Here is a 23,198-nt window from a genome sequence, read left to right on the forward strand (position 1 = left end):
GTCACAATAAGGTTTCTTGTAAATTTTTATACGTATTTTATATTAAAGGAGTAGGTTATGATACTTGAACCATTGTTTTTAGAACCTGTTTTTAAAGAACGGATATGGGGTGGAAAGGCTCTGAAGGATAACTTTGGTTATTCTATTAACAGTAATATAACAGGAGAATGCTGGGCTATATCCGGGCATCCCCATGGACAGAGTGTTGTCAAAAATGGAGTCTATAAGGGGTGGACTATAGAGAAGCTATGGAAGGAAAGGCGTGGATTATTTGGTAACCCAACAGGTGAAGTTTTTCCTTTACTTGTTAAAATCTTGGATGCAAATAAAGATTTATCTGTGCAGGTACACCCTGATGATGCGTATGCAATGTATAATGAGAATGGCGAGTTGGGGAAGACAGAATGCTGGTACATTATTGATTGCAAAGAGGATGCAAAGATAGTTTATGGACACCGTGCCCAGACAAAGGCTGAGCTAATGAAAATGATTGAGGAAAAGAGGTGGGAAAGCCTACTGAATTATGTACCAATAAAGCCAGGAGATTTCTACTTCGTTCCAAGTGGTACCGTCCATGCATTGTGTGAAGGAACTTTGGTATTGGAAGTACAGCAGAGTTCAGACACGACTTATAGAGTATATGATTATGAAAGAGAAGATGAAAATGGGGCGTTAAGGGAGTTACACTTAAATAAAGCGATAGATGTTATAAACGTCCCATTTAAACAAGTAGATAATAAGCATGAACAACAAAGGCATGAAGACTCGATAAAAACTACTTTTGTAGAAAGTGAATACTTCACTGTTCATAAATGGTCTGTAAAAGAATCATATAGCCATACAAAAGAAGAACCTTTTCTATTATGTAGTGTTATCGGTGGTGAAGGCAAGTTACTTATAGAAGAGGAAATATTCCCAATAAAAAAAGGTGACCATTTTATACTACCTGATTATATAGAAAACATCACATTAAAAGGGGAACTTGAAATAATCGTTTCTCATTTGTAAATATCTTCAACCATGGCGTAGCTGTATAGAACCATATCCCCTCCATGTAAAGTTAAAGGATAATCCTTTCACTTCACATGGAGGGAAGAAAATGAAGCACGATAGTTTGGAGGAGGGAAAGCTAAACTATTTTTAGAGTTGTCTTCCTGATAAAGAAGCTCTTCTATGGAGTAATATAAACAAACAACGCTTTATTTCATAATTGTTCAGGGAAGCATGCAGGCATGATAGCCGCTGTTTGATTGCACGGGTGGGAGCGAATGGGTTATGGAGATTTAACTCACCCACTGCAAATTCAAATTAAAAACATTATAAAAATATTAGCTGAGTGCGAGCAATGGTTGCGGCGTACCTACTGCATTCCACTTTATAATTTGGCACTCACCTATTTGAAATTTGTATGTCCAGAGCAAGTAGAAGACCTTCCCCTTACTGAAGACGTTTGGCTAAATATCATCATCTACTTATTGAACAAAATAAAGTATTCCAATACCGATACAATAAATAGATTACGAAGTAAATTTCCACAAATCAGATATAATGATTCAGGAATTCCAGTTGGAGGTTATTACATTAGAGAAGGTGTTGATTCCCTATGATTGAAATAATTGTACTAGACAAAGAATCTGCTATACAAGCTGAGGAAGCCGGTGCGAGCCGTTTAGAGCTTGTATCTTCTATTAATAGTGGTGGGTTAACACCGACAAGAAAAACAATTGCTGAGGTTTGTTCCTCTGTTTCCATATCTGTTTATATAATGATTAGACCACATTCAAATAACTTTGTTTATTCTCCCTTGGACAAATTAGAAATTTTTGAAGGAATCTCCGTAGTGAAGGAAGAGGCAGCGGCTGGCATTGTTTTTGGTGCATTAACTATGGACAATAAATTAGATGAAATACTACTTAGTGAAGTAGTTAATAAAGTGGGAGATTTACCAATTACATTTCATCGTGCAATCGATGAAGCAAAGGACCCGATTGAACTATATTCCCAACTAATAAACTATCCAAACATAAAAAGAGTACTGACATCTGGTGGTAAGCCAGTAGCAAGTGAAGGCATCGATTACTTGAAAAGGCTGATCGACATACAGAAGGAAAAAAATGGACCCATCGTAATGCCGGGATCTGGAATTAATATAGATACGCTACCAATGCTCCATGCTTCACTTAATGCCAGTGAATATCACATTGGCTCTGGGGCAAGGGTTTCTAGAAATTATAATGAGCGAGTGGATGCAGAAAACGTTCGTAACATGATAGAAATTATAAGCGGAAAATAAACCTTCTAATCGAAGTTTCTTACCCTTTATTATAAGGTAGAAGGTACTTGAAATAGCTTTTCATAATTATTAGGAAGAAGGGAAAAAAAAAGTGAAGTTGGTTCCATTCTTTGATAAAATTATGCAATATTAAAGATAAAAACTACTTTCCAATATATTGTCTAATAAGCTTTTTCACTAAATAAGAAAAAACCTTCCAATTATAAGTTAATGGAAGGTTTTTTAGCATCACATTTTTAGTATAACATGATGTATTATATTTTTATTGAAAAATGTTTGACAAACTATAGGCTGTGTAGTTAAAGAAACTTTGTAATTAATGATTAACTAAGGAGTCTCGATTAGGTGCTTGAGGTGGTTGTTCCAACCAATTCCTGTTTATCATAAGATTAGCTCCATCCTCTGAAAACTTCATAATTTCCATCATAATTCTAGCATAGTGAGCACCTAAATCTCTTCTCATCGAGGTACCTAACCCAAATCCCATAAAACCAATTGCAGTTGAGTTTAGGGATGTGACCATATATAGCATTAGCTTATCAGAAAATGGAGCTGTTGTGGAATCAGTTACTTCCATACCAACAGGAGTCGTACCCAGTAAATCCTCTTCTTTTAAAATTTCATTTAATATAGCTGCTTGTTTCTCAGCAAAATCCTTTCCTTTTATAAAATACTCCCTTATTTCTTTATCTTCCACAACTTGACTGAACCCTGTTAATACCACCACACCAAAAAAGTTTCTTTCTATATTGAAAAAGAGCTCGGTAAGTTCTATTACATTTATTGGTCTACGTTTCCCAAGCCAACCTGTTAAAAAAGATTTGTCATCTATAAAATCAACTTTATTAGGATATGGAATAGTTGGAGGGCGGTCATAAATTCCTTTAGATAACATTAGATTTACTGATTTTTTGTATAAATTATTTACTCCCATTAAACAATTCGAGAAAAATTCTAAAACATCCTTTCGAGCAATTGTTGCAGTTAATTTTCCATAACCCATTAAACCAATTGCAGCGTTGCTATAGACAAAACTTAATGCAAAGGAGTCATTAAATAAGGAAGGAGCAGTCAAGTCTATATCATCGTCGGAAAAACCACTTGGAATTGGAAAATTTTCTTCCTTAAATATGTTGGATATTTTCTCTAAATGGCTCTCCGTTTCATCTAAAGATAGTTGTAAAATAGGCTTTATTTCTTCATCCTGCACAGTGTTCAGAAAGTGTTTGAGGAAACATCGAAAAGCACTGTCTTGCATGTATACCGTCCATAAAGCAGCTATCTCAGTTGACGATAACTTTACATTTTTCTCCATTCTGTATCCTCCAACAATTTATTATTTGGTTTATTATTTTTTTCTTTTAGTTATTTTATACTCAATTTTGAATGGAAGAGAATTGATACTCAACTCTAAGACAACTGTTACGGTTTTCCACCAAAAGGTTGGTTCCTAAGACAGAATGAAAAAAGTGAAAAAATAATATGAAGAAAGATTTCTATTCGTAGTAGACAATTAACATGCAAGGAATTTAACACTATAAATCAGGACAAATTAATGTATCATCTCGAACAATTTATAGATGACCTCACTATATTTCTCATTAGAAAAGTCTTGTGAAGAGGAATTAGCATAGAAAAGTAATAGAACTAAGTTAATTTGGATAGTTCATGGCGATTAAGAGTTATTCATATATCTTTAAATATGCGGATGATTGTGTACCCCACAAAGGCGCATAAAAGTAGCCCGTGGAACTTCCTAGTGCATCATGCTGCATAAAAAGATGAGGGTGGACCCTCAAAATCGCCATACAGGTGCAGATTTCAAACCAACTTAAGCTGCATTAGGTCAAAAGATATTGTATTGTGGTGATTGTCAGGAAAAAGGGGAACTTGATTCCGTTAAGTAGGTGTTATGGTGACGAACGCTATTAAAGTATCGAAAGTATAGGAATGTCATCAAAACTAGGAGGGAGTCGTTGGTTTAGGACAAGCTTGGAGGAAGTTTGCTGACTGTCTAGGTTTGCCACTAATATCTACCCCTTCCCGATAACTTCCAACACGGTTCTAAGGGGAGCCAATTTAACATAATTAGATAGGTTTCCCTACTACTAGTCTTAGTTTAAAATAGACTGTACAACGATAGTGACTAAGGATATAAATTTATTAAACTCAAAACATACGTAACATTAGCAAGGAAATAGTTTACAAATTATATTGACCTTTGTTTACTTGTGGTATTTTTTTAATGTTAGGGTACTTTTTTAAATAGACATAGTACATCAATAGTGTTAATATGAAAATAATTACTAAAATATTTAATAATGTTTTAGGGGAGGAAACTACTACTTTTAAGTAGAAATTATTATTAATTAAGTGAATAATCAAATATATATACGCTATAAAAGTATATTAACTGGTTTAAATGATTAAATACGATCAATTGAATTGAGGGTGTTTTAAGTGGCTACAATTAAAGATATTGCAAAAAAAGCGGGTGTTTCACCTGCAACTGTTTCACGTGTTCTTAACTATGATTCAACATTATCTGTTGCTGATGCAACGAAAAAAAAAATATTTGAAGCAGCAGAAGAGTTATCATATCAAAAAAGATCAGCAAAAAAATTTGCTGGTCAGAAAATTGCTATTGTACATTGGTATATGACAGAAAAAGAAGAATTGAATGACCTCTACTATCTTTCGATCAGGGTTGGAATTGATGAACGCTGTAAACAGTTAGAGGTGATCCCGGAAATATACTATTATGATAATATTAATGAAATTGATTCTACTCAAATAGAAGGAATTATTGCAGTTGGTAAATTTAGTAATAAACAGGTTAATGACCTATCCAAAATACACCCACTAATTGTATTTGTTGATTTTAGTCCTGACGAGGATATATTCGATTCAGTAGTTATTGATTTCGAGAAAGCTACAAAAAGCATTATCAATTATTTTATTGAATCAGGTCACAAAAAAATTGGATATATTGGTGGACGAGAGTTTCTTAAAGATGAACTTAATCCAATAGATGATTTACGTGAGATGACGTTTATAAAGTATATGGAAGAAAAAGGTTTATTTCAAGAAAATTTTATGTTTATTGGGTCTTTTTCTGTAGAAGAAGGCTATAAACTTATGAAGCAAGCGATAAATGAGTTAGGAGATAAGTTACCAACCGCATTTTTTATGAGTAGTGATGTAATGGCAATTGGTGCTTTACGAGCACTACACGAGGAAAAAATTATTGTACCGGATCGTGTAAGTGTTTTTGGTATAAATGATATGTCTGTTTCTAAGTATGTTTATCCCCCACTAAGTACAGTAAAAGTTTACACGGAAGAAATGGGGGGCACAGCTGTGGATACGTTAATCGAACGAATGGAAGGTAGAAATATCGCCAAAAAAATAGTAATCTCAACGAAGTTAATGATTCGAGAAAGTGTAAAAGCTAAATAATTATCCATGAATAGATTAATGAAAAGTAATAAAAAACTCTACTAACGAAAACGAGTTAGTAGAGTTTTTTTTGTTCTGTTCAGGATTTAACAAAATACGGCACTTAGTAACAAGTAACTTATTTACTAAATTATATAGAATGAAATATGGAGGGGGAGGAGATGTAGATAGATAGTATGACTAACTCTAATGGCTCTAGTTAGTTAGTTTTGTTTAATAAATACTTTACTATATATTTTTTAGAAAAAAGTAAATTTTCAGTAGACTTAAGAACCACCTCAATGTTATTATTAAATAAATTAGGTAATAAATTTAATAAATTTTTTACCTTACCGAAATTAAGGGGGCGGTAATGGAACATTAGATTATTAAGAAATGGGGTGAATTTATGGAATATGCTTTAGGAATAGATATAGGTGGTACTAAAATTGCTGCCGCTATTCTTAATCAATCTGGAGAAATAATTAATCGAGTAGAAGTGAAAAGTAAACCAGAAAACGAAGAAAAAATGTTTGAGCAAGTAGTTGAATGTATAAAAAATTTACTAAGTAATTCACTTATTCCTGTTGCTGATATATGTGGAATGGGAATTGGTATTCCAGGTAAAGTAGATCAAGAGAATGGATTGGCTGTTTTTCAAAACAATTTACCCTGGAGAAATTTTCCTATTAAAGAACGTCTAAAAAGCATTTTTCCCGTTGAGCATATTGTAATTGATAATGATGTATGTATGGCTGCTTTTGCAGAATGGAAACAATTAGACATGAAAGAAAATACATCTTTTGTCTATATCACGGTTAGTACTGGAATTGCATGTTCATTCATAAATTCAGGTTCAGTTATTAGAGGAGCTGGATTCGCAGGAGAAATAGGACTTATATCTGTATTAAATAATCTTTCAGAAAGTGGAATTGAAACACTTGAAAGATCATCGTCTGGGTTGGCAATTGAGAAACTAGCGAAAAAGCATTTTCAAAACCCGAATATGACTACAAAGGATTTTTTTGATGAATACGTAAAAGGTAACTTATTAGCAAGAAGACTCATGAAAGAAATTGTTATCTCATTAACCCATGGTATATACTCAATAGTTTGTCTACTTGATCCCCATAGAATTGTATTTGGAGGAGGAGTTATGAACCACAACCCATTCTTACTAGATTTAATGAAAGAGTCACTAAGGGATAACTTAGTATTTGGACAATATCAAGTATTAGACAGAATGCAAATAAGTGGTTTAAAAGAAAATTCTGGTGTTATTGGAGCTGGTTTGCGTGGACTAAATCTCTCTCAGACTATAATTAAATGAACTACTATTATTTACTAAATTTTTAAGAGGAGGTAAAGAAAGTGAAGCAAGTTCGAATGGGAATTATTGGTGCAGGTTTGAGGAGTGGTATAGCTAAGTATTGGCATCAGCCAGAAAAGAACTCAATTGTGGTTGGGGTCGCAGATATCTCGACAAAAAGGTTAGACGAGTTCAAAGAAAAGATTGATGACAATTGTTTTGCTACAACAGATTATAAAGAACTTTTAAGGAGAGAAGATATTGATGCAGTTGCAATAACATCACCAGATTACTTACATGAAGAACATGCAATTGCAGCACTAGAAGCTGGAAAACATGTTTATTGCGAGAAACCTTTAGCTATAACCGTAGAAGGGTGTGACAACATAATTCAAACAGCTGAAAGAACAGGGAAACATTTAATGATTGGATTTAATATGAGGTATATGAATATGTATCGTACCATGAAAGGAATTGTTGATTCTGGTGTAATTGGTGATATAAAAGCTGTTTGGGTACGACATTTTGTAGGGTATGGAGGGTATTTCTATTATCATGACTGGCACGCCTTAAAGAAAAACACAACCTCTCTATTATTACAGAAAGGATCACATGATATAGATATCATACATTGGATTGCAGGTTCATATACAAAACGTGTTTCTGCATTTGGAAGTTTAGATTTCTATGGTGGTGATAAATCGAACAATTTAACTTGCCCTACATGTGACATACAAGATAGCTGTACAGAGGCGAGTCCAGGTGTATTAGTAGAATGTGCTTATCGGGAAGAAATAGATGTTGAGGATAATAATGTGGTAATTATGGAACTAGAAAATGGAGTAAAAGCTTCTTATTTACAATGTCATTTCACTCCAGATTACCAAAGAAATTACACATTTATCGGCACGAAAGGTAGAATGGAAAATTCAGAACCGGACGGAAAAGTGTATGTAAAAACAAGAAAGTCTAATACATGGGAGGAATATTCTGACCAAACATATGAAATTAAAAAAGCAGAAGGGAGTCATGGTGGGGCCGATCCTATAATTTGTAAAGACTTTATTGACTTGATATTAAATGACAAATCTCCAATTCCAACTATTTTAGATGGAAGAATGAGTGTTGCTACGGGATGTGCCGCAGCCGAATCTATGAGAAATAATGGTAAGACTGTTGAAGTTAAAAGACCTTCTTTTATTGTGAATACGTAACTAAAACATAATGGAAATTAGAGATGGCTTTAAGGAAATGAGGTGATCCCTTGGCAAATATAAACATTAGTTCAAAAAAAACAGGAGTCACTAAAGTAAAACCTGAACGATTTAAACCACTAAAGAAATCACTAAAAAGAAACTTTGATCTTTATTTATTAATTGCACCAGTTTTAATCTATTTCTTAGTCTTTCATTACTTTCCTATGTATGGTGTACAAATCGCTTTTAAAAATTTCAACGCATCACTTGGGATATGGGGAAGTCCATGGGTAGGGTTTGACCATTTTGAAAGATTTTTTAATAGTTTTTTCTTTTGGAGACTGATTTTAAATACGTTAGGAATTGGTTTATACACACTTGCATTAGCATTTCCAATTCCTATTATTATCGCTTTAATGTTGAATGAAGCTAGAAATGCTAAGTTTAAAAAGTTTGTTCAAACGGTAATCTACGCACCACATTTTTTGTCAACTGTGGTAGTAGTAGGTATGCTACTTTTGTTCTTAAAGCCAGACGGATTGCTTAATCAATTAATCATTTTGTTTGGTGGGGAACCTATATATTTTATAACTGAACCATCTTGGTTTAAAACGATTTATGTTTTCTCAGAAGTTTGGCAAACAATGGGATGGAGTTCCATTATTTATTTGGCAGCATTAACTGCAGTTGATAAACAATTACATGAAGCAGCAGTAATAGATGGGGCTAATAGATTACAAAGAATATGGCATATTAATATTCCTACTATTATGCCCACTATTGTAATACTGTTTATTTTAAATGCGGGAACAGTTATGTCTGTTGGATTCGAAAAAGTATTTTTGATGCAAAATTCACTAAACATGTCTGCTTCAGATGTTATTTCAACTTATGTATATAGGAGTGGTATTTTAGAAGCTCAATATAGTTTTTCTGCTGCTATTGGTCTATTTAATTCTGTAATCAATTTTATATTATTAGTTATGGTTAACTATTTTGCCAAAAAAGCAAATCAAACGAGTTTATGGTAGGGGGGGTAGGAATGAAAGATTCAAAATCAGATAAGGTAGTAGATATAATAAATTATTTTCTATTAGTTATAGTCGCCTTACTTGTAATATACCCACTACTATTTGTACTAAGTGCATCCCTTAGTGATCCGAGAAGTGTAATCAATGGTGAGGTATGGTTATGGCCAAAGGGTTTTACCTTAGATGCCTATGCAAAATTATTTCAAAATCAGGATCTTATACGTGGGTTCGTGAACACTTTTAAGTATACCTCCGTGGGAACAATTATCAATATTGTTCTGACTATCATGGCTGCGTACCCTTTATCAAGACGAGATTTTGTAGGCAGGAATGTTTTAATGGCTATTTTAGTTTTCACAATGTTCTTTAGTGGTGGGTTAATTCCACTATATCTATTAATTAGAGACCTAGGAATGCTTGATACTTTTTGGGTAATGGTTATTCCAAATGCTGTATCTATTTTTAATATTATTATTATGAGAACTTTCTTTCAATCCATACCATGGGAATTACAAGAGGCCTCTATTATTGATGGTTGTTCGAATATTCAAATACTAACCAAAATTATTTTACCTCTTTCTATGCCGGTTATTGCCGTTATGGTGTTATTTTATTCAGTTGGACATTGGAATTCTTACTTTAATGCATTAATTTATTTAACAGACAGGGATAAATTTCCTTTACAACTTATATTGCGTGAAATACTGATCCAGAGTCAGACGGATGAAATGATTCAAAGCACCACTGAATCAATAGTAGAACAACAAATGATGGTTGAAGGCTTGAAGTATGCTGTTCTGATTGTTTCTAGTTTGCCAATGCTGATATTATACCCATTTCTTCAACGCTATTTTGTAACAGGGTTAATGATTGGCTCTATTAAAGGATAAAAAATAAGGGGTGGTTATTTTGAAAATGAATCTTTTTGTTACTGTATTTGTGCTACTTTCACTTGTATTGGTAGGTTGTTCAGATTCAACAACTGGTATTTCTGAAGAGGACAGAGAAAGTGCTTTAGAAAATTTAAATGACGAAGGTTTTCCAATTGTTAATGAGAAAATTGAAGTTGAAGGGTTTGCTGCAAAGTTTTTTGCTGCTCAGGATTGGAATAACTTAATGCTTTGGGAAGAGTATGAGAAAAAATCCAATATTAAAGTCAATTGGGAAACAGTTACAACAGAAGTATTAGCTGAAAGACGGAATCTCAAGCTTGCGAGTGGTGATTATCCAGAAATTATGTTTGCATCTGCATTATCTAGGACAGATTTAGCGCAATATGGTAACCAAGGGACATTTATTGCATTAAATGAATTAATAGATTTATATGCTCCAAATTTCAAAAAAATTATGGAAGAATATCCGATAGTGGAAAAGGGTATTACGATGCCGGACGGAAATATATATGGGTTCCCAGCAATATTTGACCCAGATTTTAAAGGGTTACACATAGGAACACCATGGATTAATAAAGAGTGGTTGGAGAATCTAGAATTAGAAGAGCCAAAAACTTTAGAAGAACTATATGAAGTATTAACAGCATTTAAAGAGCAAGACCCTAATGGAAGTGGAAAGGATGATGTCATTCCATGGGGAGGGGTATCAATTAATGGTGTAATTAATTATTTAAGAGGTGCTTTTGAATTAAATAATCGCGGTGTTGCAAACCTTCACATAGACCAAGATCCACAAACGGGTAATGTTCGGTTTATACCAACCACAGATAATTATAAACAGTTACTCGAATATGTAAACAAACTATACAGCGAAGGGCTGATCGATCAAGAAATCTTCACGATTGCATATCATGAGTTTACATCAAAAGGAACACAAGGTATTTACGGGGTTATTAACGGTATAGATCCAGGGACTTTAATGAACTTAGAAGGCTATGTTGGACTACCAGTATTAGAGGGAATTAACGGAAAGCGGTTAAATACTGCTATAGGATCTCCACTCGGAAATATAGGAATGTTTGTTATAACAGATAAAGCTAAAAACCCTGAAGCAATGGTAAGATGGATAGACTATTTCTATGGAGATGAAGGAGCGAAAAACTTTTTCTTAGGATTTGAAGGGATAACATATATTGAGACTGAAGATGGAGTATATGAATATACAGAGGAAATTACTAATAACCCTGATGGATTAAATTTGGATCAGGCAATTAGTCAATATTTAACCTGGCCAGGTGGTTTTTATCCAGGGATCGTAAAAGAACAATATTTTAAAGGAGCAGAAGGTAATGAGGCATCTAGGGCTAGAGCTGAAAAAGCAGAACCGTATACTTTAGACATGAATGAAGTTTGGCCAGTTTTTAACTTTACATTGGAAGAACATGAAGAACTTACAGTAATTCAGAATGATATTAACACCTACGTAGAGGAATCTACTGCTGAATTCGTAACAGGCAGACGTTCTTTCTCCGATTGGGATAATTATGTAAATCAATTAGAAAGAATGGGGTTAAATCGCTATTTAGAAATTATTCAAGCAGCCTACGAACGGTATTTAGAAGAATAACTATAGAGAGCATGCGAAGTTATTCGCATGCTCTCCTCAAAAACAAAAAAAACTAAAGTTGATGAATCGAATAAAAGACAGGTGTGAGGCACTGTGGTTAGGGGAATTTTTCAAGGACTGTATAGTATAGGAGATTTCTTATTAAAAATTCTTTATTTACAACTATTGTGGGTAATATTTACATTGTTGGGGTTTGTAATTTTAGGTATTTCACCAGCTACACTCAGTTTATTTATTGTAATAAGAAAGTGGTTAAGGGAAAAACAAAGACAAATATCATTTGGGAAATTATATTGGCAAACTTACAAAGAAGAATTTATAAAAGGAAATATACTGGGGTGGGGATTTGGACTTATAGGTTATTTTATTATAGTAAACATTCTTTTATTAAAATATATTGATAATTATTTCAAGATTGTGGTCTTAGTACTAGTAATAGCTGTTGCGTTCATTTTTATAATTATGTTAATTTACATATTTCCAGTTTATGCTCATTTTAAAGTTCCGTATTTGAGGTATGTTACCTTAACACTTATTATAGCAGTTTCTTTTCCCGTACATACGGTTGGTATAATTGTAGGATTATTTGTTCTATATTATTTATTTATATATGTACCGGGTTTAATTCCATTCGTAAGTGTAAGTCTTGTTGCAGTATTTATTACTTGGGTTGCATTAAATGCCTTTTACAAGATGGAAAATTTAACAAATGCCTCATAAATTTTGACTGAGAAAGATGATAAGAAAGTAGAAGAATTAGCTGATTGGACAATTTCGGTAAATACGAAAGGAAATATAGTACAAACGATTTTTATCTAGCATTATTTTATATTATCTTTGCAAAAAGTTTAGCTTTAAAAAAGTCTATTAATCTTGCTCTAACTCCGGATAATCCAAGCCCAGATGGACGTGTAAATCGAGTTGTTAAGGGTGTTACTATTTATGATTATACCGTATAGAAAAACAATGTAACAAATTAGGAGGAACAATCTATGGGCTATTTGCAAAATACAAAGTAAATGTTAATGAAAGCTACTAAATAGAAGTATGCTGTACCTGCCTTCAATATCCATAACCTTGAAACAATTCAAACCGTTGTTGAGGCTGCATTGGAAATGAGAACCCCGGTAATATTAGCAGCTACTCCTGGGACGATGAATTATGCCGGTAGGGCATATATCCAAGCCATAGCTGAAGTAGCTGCGAAAGAGAATGATATTCCTATTGCATTACATTTGGATCACCATGAAACTATTGATCTGATTGTTGAATCATTAAAACTTGGAACAAAGTCGGTGATGATTGACCGCTCACATAAAACTTTTGAGGAGAATATAGAAATCTCTAAAAAAGAAGTTGACATTGCTCATAAATATGATGCAACGGTAGAGGCTGAGCTTGGGAAATTAGTTGGGCAAGAAGATTTGATTGTTGAAGCAAGTGATGCAGCCTATACAGACCCTGATACGGTGTTGGAATTTGTTGAGCGGACAGGAATTGATTCATTAGCGGTGGCAATCGGAACGGGTCATGGTCTATAAATGAATTAGGTGAACTACTGGGAAAACTAGTTACTAATGATATTCAATTATTTGAAGCTGTAAATGACCCTTTATTCGACGATGTTGAGTGGATTGTTATTCCTTTAGGAGCAGATGGTGCAATAGTTTAAGCATAACCAAATAAACTATCGTGTAAAGATACCACCTGTAAAAACAATAAATCCAGTTGGATCTGGAGACTCCGTATTAGCTGGGTTCACTGAAGGTATATATAGGAATCTTTTTGGTCAGGAGTTAATAAAATTTGGTTTAGCAATGGGAGTACTAAATGCAATGGAATACACAACAAACTATATAAACTTAACTAACCTAAATTGGTGTTTAAAGGAGATAGAAGTTGAAAAAATAATGTAGGTAGAGAAAGAAGGCATAGGGAGTGGTGAACAAATTATTGCTTATTTGATATATCAATAGCTTCTCAACTCTTACATAGAAAGTAAAAATGTAGCTCAAATAATATAGTCTAGAAAGCCACTCATTTACCTATATTTTAGGGGAAATGAGGTTTTTTGTTTACTTGGTTACAAGTTTGTTATGTAGTGAATGTTTAAGTTTTCATCTACTCATAAAATATCTGCGTCCTTCCCCTTCGCTATGCTCCCTTTTCTACCGTATTGATTTATTTGTTTCGCAGGGTTGATAGACGCCATTTGCATGATGTCTTGCAAACTTGCATCGGTATATTTAACTATATTTTTGACGCCATCAATCATAGTGAGAATACTACCAGCTAAGTTGCCATTGTCCAGTCTAACAGTTGTTCCTGACACGGTGACATTTTGTCCTCCTAAATCATAGGTTCCTGATCCTAAACCTTTGGCACGGATGGAATCAGTAATAAGCATAAGTCTGTCTGGTCTAATCGTCTTAAATAGTAGCTTAATCATTTCTGGGGAAACATGCTCTCCGTCTACAATAAGCTGACTTTGTAAGTCCTTGATGAGCATTGCAGCTCCTACGGCTTCCACATCCCGATGGTGGACTCCATTCATAGCAAAGGGTGCTGCTTTCCCCCATGGGAAACGGTAGTTTGCATTTCTTGAAATCAAGCCATTAAAGGGGATCACCAGCTTCACAGAAGAAATGCTATCGAGAAATATGACCCCGACTTCGTCTGTGATTAGCTTTAAAGAGGTGGAAGCAAAAGGAGATATAATTGAGAAATTAAAGTTGGACGAGGGCTCCATCGTATTTGAAATTTACCGTGTCCGTTTAGCTGATAGTAGTCCCATTGCTGTTGAATTGACGTATACACCGAAAAGTATTGTAGGAAACTTGTCGGAAAAGGAATTTAACCACTCCTTTTATGACTATATTGAAAATACGCTTAACCTTAAAATTTTCCATGTTGACTAAGAAATTGAATCCGTTTTGGCAAATGAAATGGAAATTGAGTAATTAAAGCTAGAAAAGGGAGAACCAGTTCTATTAGTACATCGACTCACTATGCAAAAGGGAGGTACCCCTTTTTAGTACTGTAGTACTACATATCGAGCGGACAAATATAAATACAAAATAAAGCTGGAAAGGTGATTAAATACTGACATTTTGTTTCGGTCTTTATCATTTGGAAGAAAACTAGTATTCAATTATGGGTGCTAGTTTTTTTACGTAATTAAACTGTACTTAATATAACGAATGGAACAGTTTGAATTAATGTTGTCAAAATTGAAAATAAATTTGACAATAACTTTTCTAAATGTTACTATTTTTTTGAAAACTTAAGTCAGGAGAACAAAGGAGGGAAGACGCTTTCGGTTCATGTTAATATTGTAGGCGCTTACTTGTTTTGAGAGAATACGAGAAAGGTGGAGAGGTACGATGAAAAAAGCGGTGGTAACGAGTTTCATTTTAGTAGCTTTTACACTAGTTTTTGTTCAACAAGTATTTTCACAGAATAGTCTAGAGAACCCCGAACCTTTATTACGAGTGGAAAATCAGCAAATTGGCGGAGGATATTATACGAATTTAAATAACTATGTGGATAAATTGAAGGAATTAGATGAGGGGACCATCATTGTTAGGTTTCGCCACAATGGTTCCTCCTTCATGTCCTTATTTTCATTAAGCAATTCTAATTTTGCTGATGGACATTTTCATTTTTACGTTTCACCAGGAGCTATAGGAAGTGAGAATCGTTTTGAGAAGCCAGGTGAACCGAAGCATAATACTCACATTAATACGACCTCCGTATCTGTACCGGCGAACGAAGTACATACGGTCGCTATGGTGGTGGATAAGGAAGAAGGCTATAAATATTACTTTAATGGTGAGCTGGTATTGGAAAATACGCAAGCGCCACGGCGGTTCTTAAGTAATATTTACGATCCGAACAGCGCTCAATTAGGTCGGACGGAAAGGGCGGGGAATGCTAACCGCTATCCATTTAAAGGGGATATTGATTTTGCCGAGGTATACAGTGAACCCCTTAGTGATGAAATCCTTAAGCAGATTACAGGAGAAACGAAACAAAAACCTTTAACCAATCCGATGCCAGATAACGTATTTGTAACAGATCCGTATAACGTCTTTTATCCAGGTTTCATGGATTCAAATAATTATAGAATTCCAGCATTGTATTATACAATGCAAGGAACGCTTCTAGCGGGAATTGACAGACGAGTGGAGCATGGTGGTGACTCCCCTAATAATATTGACGCTGTGGTAAGGCGGAGTTTTGATGAAGGGGACACATGGGAGGAAGATGGTATTGTCATTAATGATTACCCAGACCAAGCCTCAAACATAGACCTATCTTTCGTGCAGGATGAAACGAATGAAAGAATCTTTGCTCTAGTGGACGGGTTCCCACATGGTGGCGGACTGATGGGCGGATTTGGTAATAATGCATATAAAGGTACGGGATTCACAGAAATAGATGGCGAACGATACATGTATCTTCTTGATGAGGATGAAGTAGAGTATACGATTCGTGAAGAAGGAAAGGTTTACGACAATAACGGTGAACTGACAAGCTACACGGTCGATCAACGAAGAAACCTTTACTTAAATGGGGTGAAAATTGATAACATCTTTAGTGCAACGTCACCGTTAAAGCCGTTAAAGACTTCTTATTTGGAGCTCTATTATAGCGACGATGAGGGGGAAACCTGGACTGGACCAATTGATTTAAATCCACAAACGAAAGAAGAATGGATGATTTTCTTAGGTGTTGGACCAGGTAACGGGATTCAATTAACTGAAGGAGAAAATAAAGGTAGACTTGTATTCCCAGTGTACTTCTTAAATGAGTACAATAGACAGGCAAGTGCGGTCATTTATAGTGATGATAACGGGGTCACTTGGCACCGTGGACAGTCTCCAAATGAAGGCAGAGTGACAACAGATGGAAGAACGATTAATGAAAGGTACTTTACGGATCATTCCTTACAAATTACTGAATCCCAAGTAGTAGAAATGCCAAATGGTCAATTGAAGCTTTTTATGAGAAACTATTCTGGGTTTGCGCAAATTGCTACTAGTTTTGATGGGGGAGAAACGTGGTATCATGAGGTAGTGACAGAACAGGCATTAGTTGCTCCGTATAGCCAAATGTCGGCGATTCGTTACAACGGACAGGTTGATGGGGAGGAAGCAGTCATCTTCTCCAGTGCCAATCATCCAACAAACCGTATTAACGGTGCCGTTCGTGTTGGTTTAATTACGGAGGATGGTACCCATGAAAATGGAGAAACTCGCTATGTATTTGACTGGAAGTACGAGCAGCTTGTGAAGGAAGGGCACTATGGCTATTCGAGTTTAACTAATTTATCCGACGGAAACATTGGCTTATTCTATGAAGGTACTGCCAATACGGTGATGGATTTTATTAAATTCAATGTGGACTTTCTGAAATGGGAACGAACACTTCCTCCTCCTGAGCCTGCATTAGTGTCTGCGGAAATATTGTCAGAGAGGAATCAAAATGTTTATCGCCCTGGTGATACAATTAGGATTCAAGTAGAATTTGATAATTTTGTAATGCTTATTGGTGAACGTCGTTTGCACGGTGAGGCAGGTGGCGCAACTATAGAATTTGATTTGGTAGAGAACATCGATAATCGGAAGTTTATTTTCGAAGGCACGTTGCCGAATTTACTGCCGAGAAATTATGAGCTGCAAGTATGGTTGGATGAAGGCTTAAATATTTATAATGTCTACGGTCAAATCTTTTCTGAAGATGAAATGTCAGAGGAAATAATGAACAGTAGATTACGAGTCGCTAGAAATTAGGGAGTAAGGAAGACCATCATCCAAGGGTGATGGTTTTCCTTAATTTATGAAGGGGGCATTGCTCGAATTTACAGACTGGCAACCATTGGGCACCTTATGCTTTTCTTAATAAAACTTAGTAGAAATCTCTTCTGCGACTCTTTCTTTATTTTTCTTCGCTTGATCATAAAGCTTGATGGATATGCCAGTACATATAAGGTCGAAAACAAACAATTGGGAAACCTTCGAGATAAGAGAGCCACTATCTAACGGGTTTTCCTTTGCGGATGTTAACAGTAAGTGGTCCGCGAATTTCGTTAGCGGTGACTTAATATAGTTCGTAATCGCTACAACCTTGGCGTTATTTTTTTTTGCTACCTTTACGGCGTCGACAATATCCTTTGTTGATCCAGTTAAACTTATGGCAATGATTAACGTTTTGCTCGATACGGAGATGGAACGAGTAACTTGCATATGGGAATCTGTAATTACTTCAATATGCTTTCCAATCCGCATTAAGCGATTTTGCATATCCAACCCAGCGATTCCGGAAGAAGAAACTCCATAAACGATAACATTGTCCGTTTCGATAATATGGTCAATCACCTTTTGCAGTTCTTCATGATCCACAATTTCATAGGTGTTATGTATCGTTTCAACCATACTGTTTTTTACCCTGTCAATAAATGTTTCATCGCTTTCGGAATGATTAATGGATGCTAACTCTTGTGCGAGAGCGAATTTAAAATCCTGATACCCTTTAAAGCCCAACTTTCTGCAAAACCGTAAAACAGTAGATTCACCAATATCACATGCTAAGGAGATCTCTGTTAAGGATTGATAGATCACTTCTTTTAAATTTTTAAGTACAAAATCATAAACCTTCAGTTCTGATTTAGTTAGACTAGTTTTATTTTGTTCCATTAATAACGTTAATTTTGGTAAGCTTCCTCCTGATGATTCTTCATATTTCATGGCTTTCACCTCCTTTTTTTCCCTTCTTTAATAATATGTTACAGTAACTTCACTTGTTTATGAAGTAACAAAACACGCTTTAAATAAATTATAACTAATTTTGGAGTGAAACTTCAAAATTGAAATTATTATTGACAACTATCATTCTATTTTGTTATTATTTAAAATATAATAAATGTAAACGCTTTATCAAAGGGAGGTTATTATGAAAAAAGTAATTACAGCACTCCTTACTCCTTTTTTCCAGGACGGAACGGTTCATGAAGAAGGGCTTAGGGAAATTGTCCGCTATAACATTGATGAAATGAAGGTTGATGGTCTTTATGTAGGTGGTTCCACTGGTGAAAGCTTCTTACTTGATGAAGGAACAAAATCGAATATATTTCGAATCGTAAAAGAAGAAGCGGGTAACGATGTTATGCTTATTGCCCAAATTGGATCGTTAAATATTGATGAAGCCGTAAGGTTAGGGAGGAAATGTAAAGAATTAGGTTATGATACCTTATCTGCCATTACCCCTTATTACTATAAATTTAGTTTTGAAGAAATTAAAAGCTATTATGAGCGCTTAACGAAGGAAACAGAGATGCCTATGTTACTTTATTCTATCCCAGCATTTACAGGCTCTCAAATTTCTATCAATAATTATGAGAAATTGTTGGCTATCCCTCATGTTATAGGTGTGAAGTACTCTGACACGGATGTGGTGAAATTAGGACAATTAAAAGAGCTTCATCCAGATAAAGTGTTTTACAGTGGGTGTGATGATATGCTATTCGAATTTGCGGTTTCAGGTGCAGATGGAGCCATTGGCAGCACATACCATCTTATTGGTCAAGAAGCAAAACAAATTTATGGCGAAGTTGCTCGTGGAAATGTGGCTGAGGCTCAGAAACTTCAGCTGCAAATGAATAAAGTGATTGATAAGCTTGTAGAATTTGGAGTCTATCAAACTATTAAATATGTTTTAAAAAAATTAAATATTAATTCCGGGTATATGAGATTTCCATTTCGTGAGCTGACAGAAGAAGAAAAGAAATCTGCTGATAGTATCCTGCCGTTACTGCGGGCAAGTCAGTAAAAAATACAAGTCTATCAATGGAGTGGGGAAGGATGTACAGTAAATTAATTATATCTTGTCAAGCATTGGAGAATGAACCTCTCTATAGCCCGTTCATTATGTCGAAAATGGCGTTAGCTGCTTATCAAGGTGGAGCCAGTGGTATTCGTGCGAATGGAATTGAGGATATTCGTGCCATAAAAAAGGAAGTGAATATCCCAATTATTGGCATTATCAAGAAGGATTATGAGGATAGTGAGATTTTCATTACGCCAACGATTGAAGAGGTGGAATTATTAAACGAAGAAGGCGTTGATGTGATTGCATTCGATGCAACCGCTCGTGACAGACCAGAAAACGTATCCTTAAAAAACTTTATTTCAGCTGTAAAACGACGTTTCCCCGAACAAAAGTTCATGGCAGACGTATCGACTCTGGAGGAAGCGGTTACAGCAGAAAAGCTAGGTGTCGATTGGGTTGGAACAACGCTTGTTGGTTATACGGATTACTCTAAGGGTCTTGATCCACTAGAAGTTTTAAAAGAGATTTTAGACAATGTGTCGATCCCAGTAATTGCGGAAGGAAACATTAATACACCAGAAAAAGCGCGGAAGGCTCTTGAGCTTGGAGCACATGCAGTTGTGGTGGGTAGTGCAGTAACTCGTCCAAAATTTATCACTGAACAATTTTTGGATGAGATGAATAAATGTAGTCAATTAAACCAAAGGGGGAATTAACTATGAAGAAAATGGTAGGATTGTTGGTTGCGCTATTACTTACGATCATGATGGCAGCTTGTGGAGAAACGGAAACGGATTCAGAAGCAGGTGGAAATGGAGGGACTGATGCAGGTACAGGGTCTGATGAAGGTTCCAGTACTGAAGAAGCGACAGAACCAGAAGAAGAGGAAGTGGTCCTTCAGTTTGGAATGGTTGCAGGGACACAGTCCAATGAGTACAAAGCTGCAAACTTTTTAGCGGAATATGTGGAAGAGCATAGCAACGGAAGCTTAAAAATTGATGTTTTTCCTGACTCGCAGCTAGGAGATGATCGTGCGATGATCGATCAGCTTCAGGAAGGAACCCTTGATTTAACATTTTCTGAAACAGGACGTTTCGGTATTTGGGTACCAAGAGCAGAACTATTAGGATTACCATATATTGTAGACGATATTGAACATTTAAAGCGTGTCGTTTATGATACAACCTATGGACAAGAGTTACATGAAGAGTTATTAAACGATTTTAATTTAAGAATACTAGGCATTGCATACAACGGAACACGCCAAACAACTTCTAACCGTGAAATTAATTCATTGGAGGATATGAAAGGCTTAAAGCTTCGTGTCCCTCAAGCACAAACATTACTAGATTACGCTAGTTATTCGGGAGCATCCCCGACTCCAATGGCATTTACAGAAGTTTATTTAGCACTTCAAACAAACGCGGTAGATGGTCAAGAAAATCCATTATCGACAATCGAAGCAATGAAATTCTATGAAGTACAAGATTACTTAGCTATGACTAACCATGTTGTTAACGATGCGAATTATGTTGTCAGTGAAAGTACGTGGAACAAATTATCAGAAAATCAACGAAATATTTTACAAGCTGGAGTAGAAGCAGCCGCAGCTTATCACACGGAATTATTTGAAACAGAAGAATCGGATTTAATAAGCTATTTCGAGGAGCAAGGCGTAACAATAACATACCCTGATTTAGATGAATTTAGAGCAGCAGTTTCTGAAGCGTATCCAAGCTATTTTGATGGAATTGGTGAGAATGCAGAAGAATATATGGCTGAAATTGACGAAGTAAGATAACTACTGAAAACAGGTGGGGGAACGAAAATGAAGAAATTTCTGAACAACTTTGAAGAAATTGTTGGTGGAAGCTTATTTATCGCGATGTTTATCGTCTTAGTTGCCCAAATATTTGCAAGGGAATTCTTTAGCTCCCCTTTAGTTTGGTCAGAGGAACTGGCTCAGCTTATCTTTATCTATGTAGGACTTTTAGGGGTTTCTGCCTGTATTAAGGATAATAGCCATGTGTCAATCGATTTCTTTGTTCTAAAGTTCCCGCCTGTCCTTCAGAAGATCATTAATATTTTCATTCAAGTATTGATTTTAGCCTGTGTAGCTTTGATTTTCTTTATTAGCATTCGGATTACAGGGAGACAGGTGCCAATTGACATTGTCTCCTTGAAAATCTCTTCTGTTTATAAGTACATTGCACTCCCTATTCTTTCCTCGCTGATTATTTATCGATTACTTGAGCGCAATTATTTAGCTTGGAAGCGGAGAGAAAGGGGGGTAGAACAATGAGTGTAACTTGGATCTTTATTATTTGGATATTACTTCTATTATTAAGTGTACCAGTCGGATTTTCTTTAATTGCCGTCGCATTTCTTTATTTTATTATGGGTGATTGGGCATTAGTTTTCCCTTCTGGTCAAAGACTTATTTCTGGAATTGACAGTTTTGCCTTATTAGCAGTCCCGTTCTTTATTCTAACGGGAAGCCTGATGAATTCATCGGGTATTACGGATCGTATTTTCACCTTTGCTAAGACGTTAGTTGGGCATTTGACTGGTGGAATGGGGCACGTGAATATAATGGCCAGTCTTATGTTTTCTGGAATGTCCGGCTCTGCGTTGGCGGATGCGGGAGGATTAGGTCAGCTGGAAATTCGTACAATGAGAAAGGCAGGCTACGACGATGATTATAACGGAGGGCTTACAGCTGCCTCTGCTATTATTGGACCATTAGTTCCGCCGAGTATTCCTATGATTATTTATGCGATTATTTCTGGCTCGTCTATTGCGAAGATGTTTTTAGCTGGAATTATACCAGGTATTATTACAGCATTTTCTTTAATGACAGTTGCCTACTTCTTAGCGAAAAAACGAGGTTACCCCCGTTTACCAAAAGCGACGGCAAAAGAGTGTGCTACAAGCTTTTGGAAAGCGTTTTGGGCCTTGTTAACGCCGTTTATTATAATCGGTGGTATTTTCTCAGGAAAATTTACCCCGACTGAAGCAGCTGTTATTACTACTTTATATGCCATGATATTAGGGTTTTTCGTATACAGGGAGTTAACCTTTAAGAAGTTGTTTGAAAATGTCGTGTATTCTTTTAAGTTAACTGGTGTTGTTGTTCTAATGATTATGGGGGTAGAATTTCTCGGTCAAATGATTGCTCGCGAAAGAATTCCTACTAAAGTAGCAGACTTCTTTATCGCTGTAACGGACAATCAAATTTTACTATTATTTATGATCGTTTTATTGTTAATCGTACTTGGTACTTTTATCGAATCGTTAGCTTTATTAGTTTTATTAGTTCCTATTTTAGTACCAGTTGTAGTCAATGCTGGAATTGATCCTATCTTTTTTGGAATCTTAACAATTTTAACACTGATGATTGGAATTTTAACTCCTCCAATGGGGATGGCCTTGTTCGTTGTTGCTAGAACGGGGGATATACCAGTTGGAACCATCATTAAAGGGGTTATTCCATTCTTGATTCCATTATTCGCTACTTTAATTCTATTAATCTTGTTCCCGCAAATCGTCCTTTTCTTACCGAGTCTCTTTTAGCTAGTAAG

The 23,198-nt window shown here is 35.5% G+C and carries 21 protein-coding genes and 3 pseudogenes; 21 read left to right on the forward strand and 3 right to left on the reverse strand.

All coding sequences use genetic code 11. The features are described 5' to 3' along the window. The first annotated feature begins 57 nt into the window (after nt 1–57). From manA to J2S74_RS15935, 4 genes and pseudogenes are all read left to right on the forward strand, one after another. Nucleotides 58–1,008, forward strand: a complete 951-nt coding sequence (gene manA / locus J2S74_RS15925) for a mannose-6-phosphate isomerase, class I (protein ID WP_307327110.1) — start codon at nt 58–60, stop codon at nt 1,006–1,008. 182 nt (nt 1,009–1,190) lie between these two features. Next, nucleotides 1,191–1,250, forward strand: a pseudogene (locus J2S74_RS27450) (asparaginase); the annotation flags it as partial. An 18-nt stretch (nt 1,251–1,268) separates the two neighbouring features. Then, a complete protein-coding gene (locus J2S74_RS15930) occupies nt 1,269–1,607 on the forward strand; it encodes a hypothetical protein (protein ID WP_307327112.1) in 339 nt (112 codons plus the stop codon). Then, nucleotides 1,604–2,293 carry a copper homeostasis protein CutC gene (locus J2S74_RS15935; RefSeq protein WP_307327114.1) on the forward strand — a complete coding sequence of 230 codons (690 nt, stop codon included), beginning with the start codon at nt 1,604–1,606 and terminating at the stop codon, nt 2,291–2,293. Before J2S74_RS15930 ends, J2S74_RS15935 begins: the two co-directional genes overlap by 4 nt. A 316-nt stretch (nt 2,294–2,609) precedes the next feature. Here J2S74_RS15935 and J2S74_RS15940 read toward each other — a convergent pair whose 3' ends face one another. Further along, a complete protein-coding gene (locus tag J2S74_RS15940) occupies nt 2,610–3,608 on the reverse strand; it encodes a DUF3231 family protein (protein WP_307327115.1) in 999 nt (332 codons plus the stop codon). A 1,145-nt stretch (nt 3,609–4,753) separates the two neighbouring features. Here J2S74_RS15940 and J2S74_RS15945 point away from each other — a divergent pair. The 10 genes and pseudogenes from J2S74_RS15945 to J2S74_RS27455 all read left to right on the forward strand — a co-directional run bounded on the left by J2S74_RS15945 (nt 4,754) and on the right by J2S74_RS27455 (nt 13,703). Next, nucleotides 4,754–5,752, forward strand: a complete 999-nt coding sequence (locus tag J2S74_RS15945) for a LacI family DNA-binding transcriptional regulator (protein WP_307327117.1) — start codon at nt 4,754–4,756, stop codon at nt 5,750–5,752. Nucleotides 5,753–6,140: 388 nt separating this feature from the next. Further along, nucleotides 6,141–7,061, forward strand: a complete 921-nt coding sequence (locus J2S74_RS15950) for an ROK family protein (RefSeq protein WP_307327119.1) — start codon at nt 6,141–6,143, stop codon at nt 7,059–7,061. A gap of 41 nt (nt 7,062–7,102) precedes the next feature. Next, nucleotides 7,103–8,254: a Gfo/Idh/MocA family protein gene (locus tag J2S74_RS15955; RefSeq protein WP_307327121.1), complete on the forward strand. Its 1,152-nt coding sequence runs from the start codon at nt 7,103–7,105 to the stop codon at nt 8,252–8,254. 50 nt (nt 8,255–8,304) lie between these two features. Continuing rightward, nucleotides 8,305–9,267 carry an ABC transporter permease gene (locus J2S74_RS15960; RefSeq protein WP_370876021.1) on the forward strand — a complete coding sequence of 321 codons (963 nt, stop codon included), beginning with the start codon at nt 8,305–8,307 and terminating at the stop codon, nt 9,265–9,267. An 11-nt stretch (nt 9,268–9,278) separates the two neighbouring features. Beyond that, nucleotides 9,279–10,157 (forward strand): carbohydrate ABC transporter permease, encoded by an 879-nt coding sequence (locus J2S74_RS15965; protein ID WP_307327123.1) that lies wholly within the window; start codon nt 9,279–9,281, stop codon nt 10,155–10,157. Between the two features lie 25 nt (nt 10,158–10,182). Next, on the forward strand, nt 10,183–11,787 hold the full coding sequence (locus J2S74_RS15970) for an extracellular solute-binding protein (RefSeq protein WP_307327281.1): 1,605 nt from the start codon (nt 10,183–10,185) through the stop codon (nt 11,785–11,787). A 93-nt stretch (nt 11,788–11,880) separates the two neighbouring features. Further along, a complete protein-coding gene (locus J2S74_RS15975) occupies nt 11,881–12,507 on the forward strand; it encodes a YesL family protein (RefSeq protein WP_307327125.1) in 627 nt (208 codons plus the stop codon). 86 nt (nt 12,508–12,593) lie between these two features. After that, a pseudogene (locus J2S74_RS15980) lies at nt 12,594–12,746 on the forward strand (SIS domain-containing protein); the annotation flags it as partial. Nucleotides 12,747–12,833: 87 nt separating this feature from the next. Further along, nucleotides 12,834–13,325, forward strand: a pseudogene (locus J2S74_RS15985) (class II fructose-bisphosphate aldolase); the annotation flags it as partial. Nucleotides 13,326–13,469: 144 nt separating this feature from the next. Further along, nucleotides 13,470–13,703: a PfkB family carbohydrate kinase gene (locus tag J2S74_RS27455; RefSeq protein ID WP_370876024.1), complete on the forward strand. Its 234-nt coding sequence runs from the start codon at nt 13,470–13,472 to the stop codon at nt 13,701–13,703. 209 nt (nt 13,704–13,912) lie between these two features. Here the strand turns inward: J2S74_RS27455 and J2S74_RS15990 are convergent, their stop codons facing one another. Next, nucleotides 13,913–14,425, reverse strand: coding sequence for an amidohydrolase family protein (locus J2S74_RS15990; protein WP_307327129.1), 513 nt, complete (start codon nt 14,423–14,425; stop codon nt 13,913–13,915). Nucleotides 14,426–14,447: 22 nt separating this feature from the next. Between J2S74_RS15990 and J2S74_RS15995 the strand changes: the two genes are divergently transcribed. Both J2S74_RS15995 and J2S74_RS16000 read left to right on the forward strand, forming a co-directional pair. After that, the gene (locus J2S74_RS15995; protein WP_307327131.1) at nt 14,448–14,705 is read left to right on the forward strand and encodes a UTRA domain-containing protein; all 258 of its coding nucleotides are present in this window, start codon (nt 14,448–14,450) and stop codon (nt 14,703–14,705) included. 465 nt (nt 14,706–15,170) lie between these two features. Next, the gene (locus J2S74_RS16000) at nt 15,171–17,582 is read left to right on the forward strand and encodes a sialidase family protein (RefSeq protein WP_307327133.1); all 2,412 of its coding nucleotides are present in this window, start codon (nt 15,171–15,173) and stop codon (nt 17,580–17,582) included. Between the two features lie 105 nt (nt 17,583–17,687). On the opposite strand, the gene J2S74_RS16005 is transcribed toward J2S74_RS16000, so the two are convergent. Continuing rightward, a complete protein-coding gene (locus tag J2S74_RS16005; RefSeq protein ID WP_307327134.1) occupies nt 17,688–18,536 on the reverse strand; it encodes a MurR/RpiR family transcriptional regulator in 849 nt (282 codons plus the stop codon). A 205-nt stretch (nt 18,537–18,741) separates the two neighbouring features. On the opposite strand from J2S74_RS16005, the gene J2S74_RS16010 reads away from it, so the two are divergent. The 5 genes from J2S74_RS16010 to J2S74_RS16030 are packed head-to-tail and all read left to right on the forward strand — an operon-like array spanning nt 18,742 to nt 23,190. Continuing rightward, nucleotides 18,742–19,617, forward strand: a complete 876-nt coding sequence (locus tag J2S74_RS16010; RefSeq protein ID WP_307327136.1) for an N-acetylneuraminate lyase — start codon at nt 18,742–18,744, stop codon at nt 19,615–19,617. Nucleotides 19,618–19,649: 32 nt separating this feature from the next. Further along, nucleotides 19,650–20,333: an N-acetylmannosamine-6-phosphate 2-epimerase gene (locus J2S74_RS16015; RefSeq protein WP_307327138.1), complete on the forward strand. Its 684-nt coding sequence runs from the start codon at nt 19,650–19,652 to the stop codon at nt 20,331–20,333. Between the two features lie 2 nt (nt 20,334–20,335). Next, complete coding sequence (locus J2S74_RS16020) at nt 20,336–21,418, forward strand: sialic acid TRAP transporter substrate-binding protein SiaP (RefSeq protein WP_307327140.1); 1,083 nt, start codon at nt 20,336–20,338, stop codon at nt 21,416–21,418. Nucleotides 21,419–21,445: 27 nt separating this feature from the next. Continuing rightward, nucleotides 21,446–21,919 (forward strand): TRAP transporter small permease, encoded by a 474-nt coding sequence (locus J2S74_RS16025; RefSeq protein ID WP_307327142.1) that lies wholly within the window; start codon nt 21,446–21,448, stop codon nt 21,917–21,919. After that, nucleotides 21,916–23,190, forward strand: a complete 1,275-nt coding sequence (locus J2S74_RS16030; RefSeq protein WP_307327144.1) for a TRAP transporter large permease — start codon at nt 21,916–21,918, stop codon at nt 23,188–23,190. Before J2S74_RS16025 ends, J2S74_RS16030 begins: the two co-directional genes overlap by 4 nt. Nucleotides 23,191–23,198 lie beyond the last annotated feature (8 nt).

The organism is Evansella vedderi, from assembly GCF_030813435.1.
GTDB classification, from domain to species: Bacteria; Bacillota; Bacilli; order Bacillales; family Salisediminibacteriaceae; genus Evansella; species Evansella vedderi.

Coding starts and splice junctions, on each gene's coding strand:
- J2S74_RS15970 (WP_307327281.1), top strand. CDS start 10,183: ATGAATCTTTTTGTTACTGTATTTGTGCTACTTTCACTTGTATTGGTA.
- J2S74_RS16025 (WP_307327142.1), top strand. CDS start 21,446: ATGAAGAAATTTCTGAACAACTTTGAAGAAATTGTTGGTGGAAGCTTA.
- J2S74_RS16020 (WP_307327140.1), top strand. CDS start 20,336: ATGAAGAAAATGGTAGGATTGTTGGTTGCGCTATTACTTACGATCATG.
- manA (WP_307327110.1), top strand. CDS start 58: ATGATACTTGAACCATTGTTTTTAGAACCTGTTTTTAAAGAACGGATA.
- J2S74_RS15995 (WP_307327131.1), top strand. CDS start 14,448: ATGACCCCGACTTCGTCTGTGATTAGCTTTAAAGAGGTGGAAGCAAAA.
- J2S74_RS16010 (WP_307327136.1), top strand. CDS start 18,742: ATGAAAAAAGTAATTACAGCACTCCTTACTCCTTTTTTCCAGGACGGA.
- J2S74_RS16030 (WP_307327144.1), top strand. CDS start 21,916: ATGAGTGTAACTTGGATCTTTATTATTTGGATATTACTTCTATTATTA.
- J2S74_RS15950 (WP_307327119.1), top strand. CDS start 6,141: ATGGAATATGCTTTAGGAATAGATATAGGTGGTACTAAAATTGCTGCC.
- J2S74_RS15940 (WP_307327115.1), bottom strand. CDS start 3,608: ATGGAGAAAAATGTAAAGTTATCGTCAACTGAGATAGCTGCTTTATGG.
- J2S74_RS16015 (WP_307327138.1), top strand. CDS start 19,650: ATGTACAGTAAATTAATTATATCTTGTCAAGCATTGGAGAATGAACCT.
- J2S74_RS15935 (WP_307327114.1), top strand. CDS start 1,604: ATGATTGAAATAATTGTACTAGACAAAGAATCTGCTATACAAGCTGAG.
- J2S74_RS15930 (WP_307327112.1), top strand. CDS start 1,269: ATGGGTTATGGAGATTTAACTCACCCACTGCAAATTCAAATTAAAAAC.
- J2S74_RS16005 (WP_307327134.1), bottom strand. CDS start 18,536: ATGAAATATGAAGAATCATCAGGAGGAAGCTTACCAAAATTAACGTTA.
- J2S74_RS15965 (WP_307327123.1), top strand. CDS start 9,279: ATGAAAGATTCAAAATCAGATAAGGTAGTAGATATAATAAATTATTTT.
- J2S74_RS16000 (WP_307327133.1), top strand. CDS start 15,171: ATGAAAAAAGCGGTGGTAACGAGTTTCATTTTAGTAGCTTTTACACTA.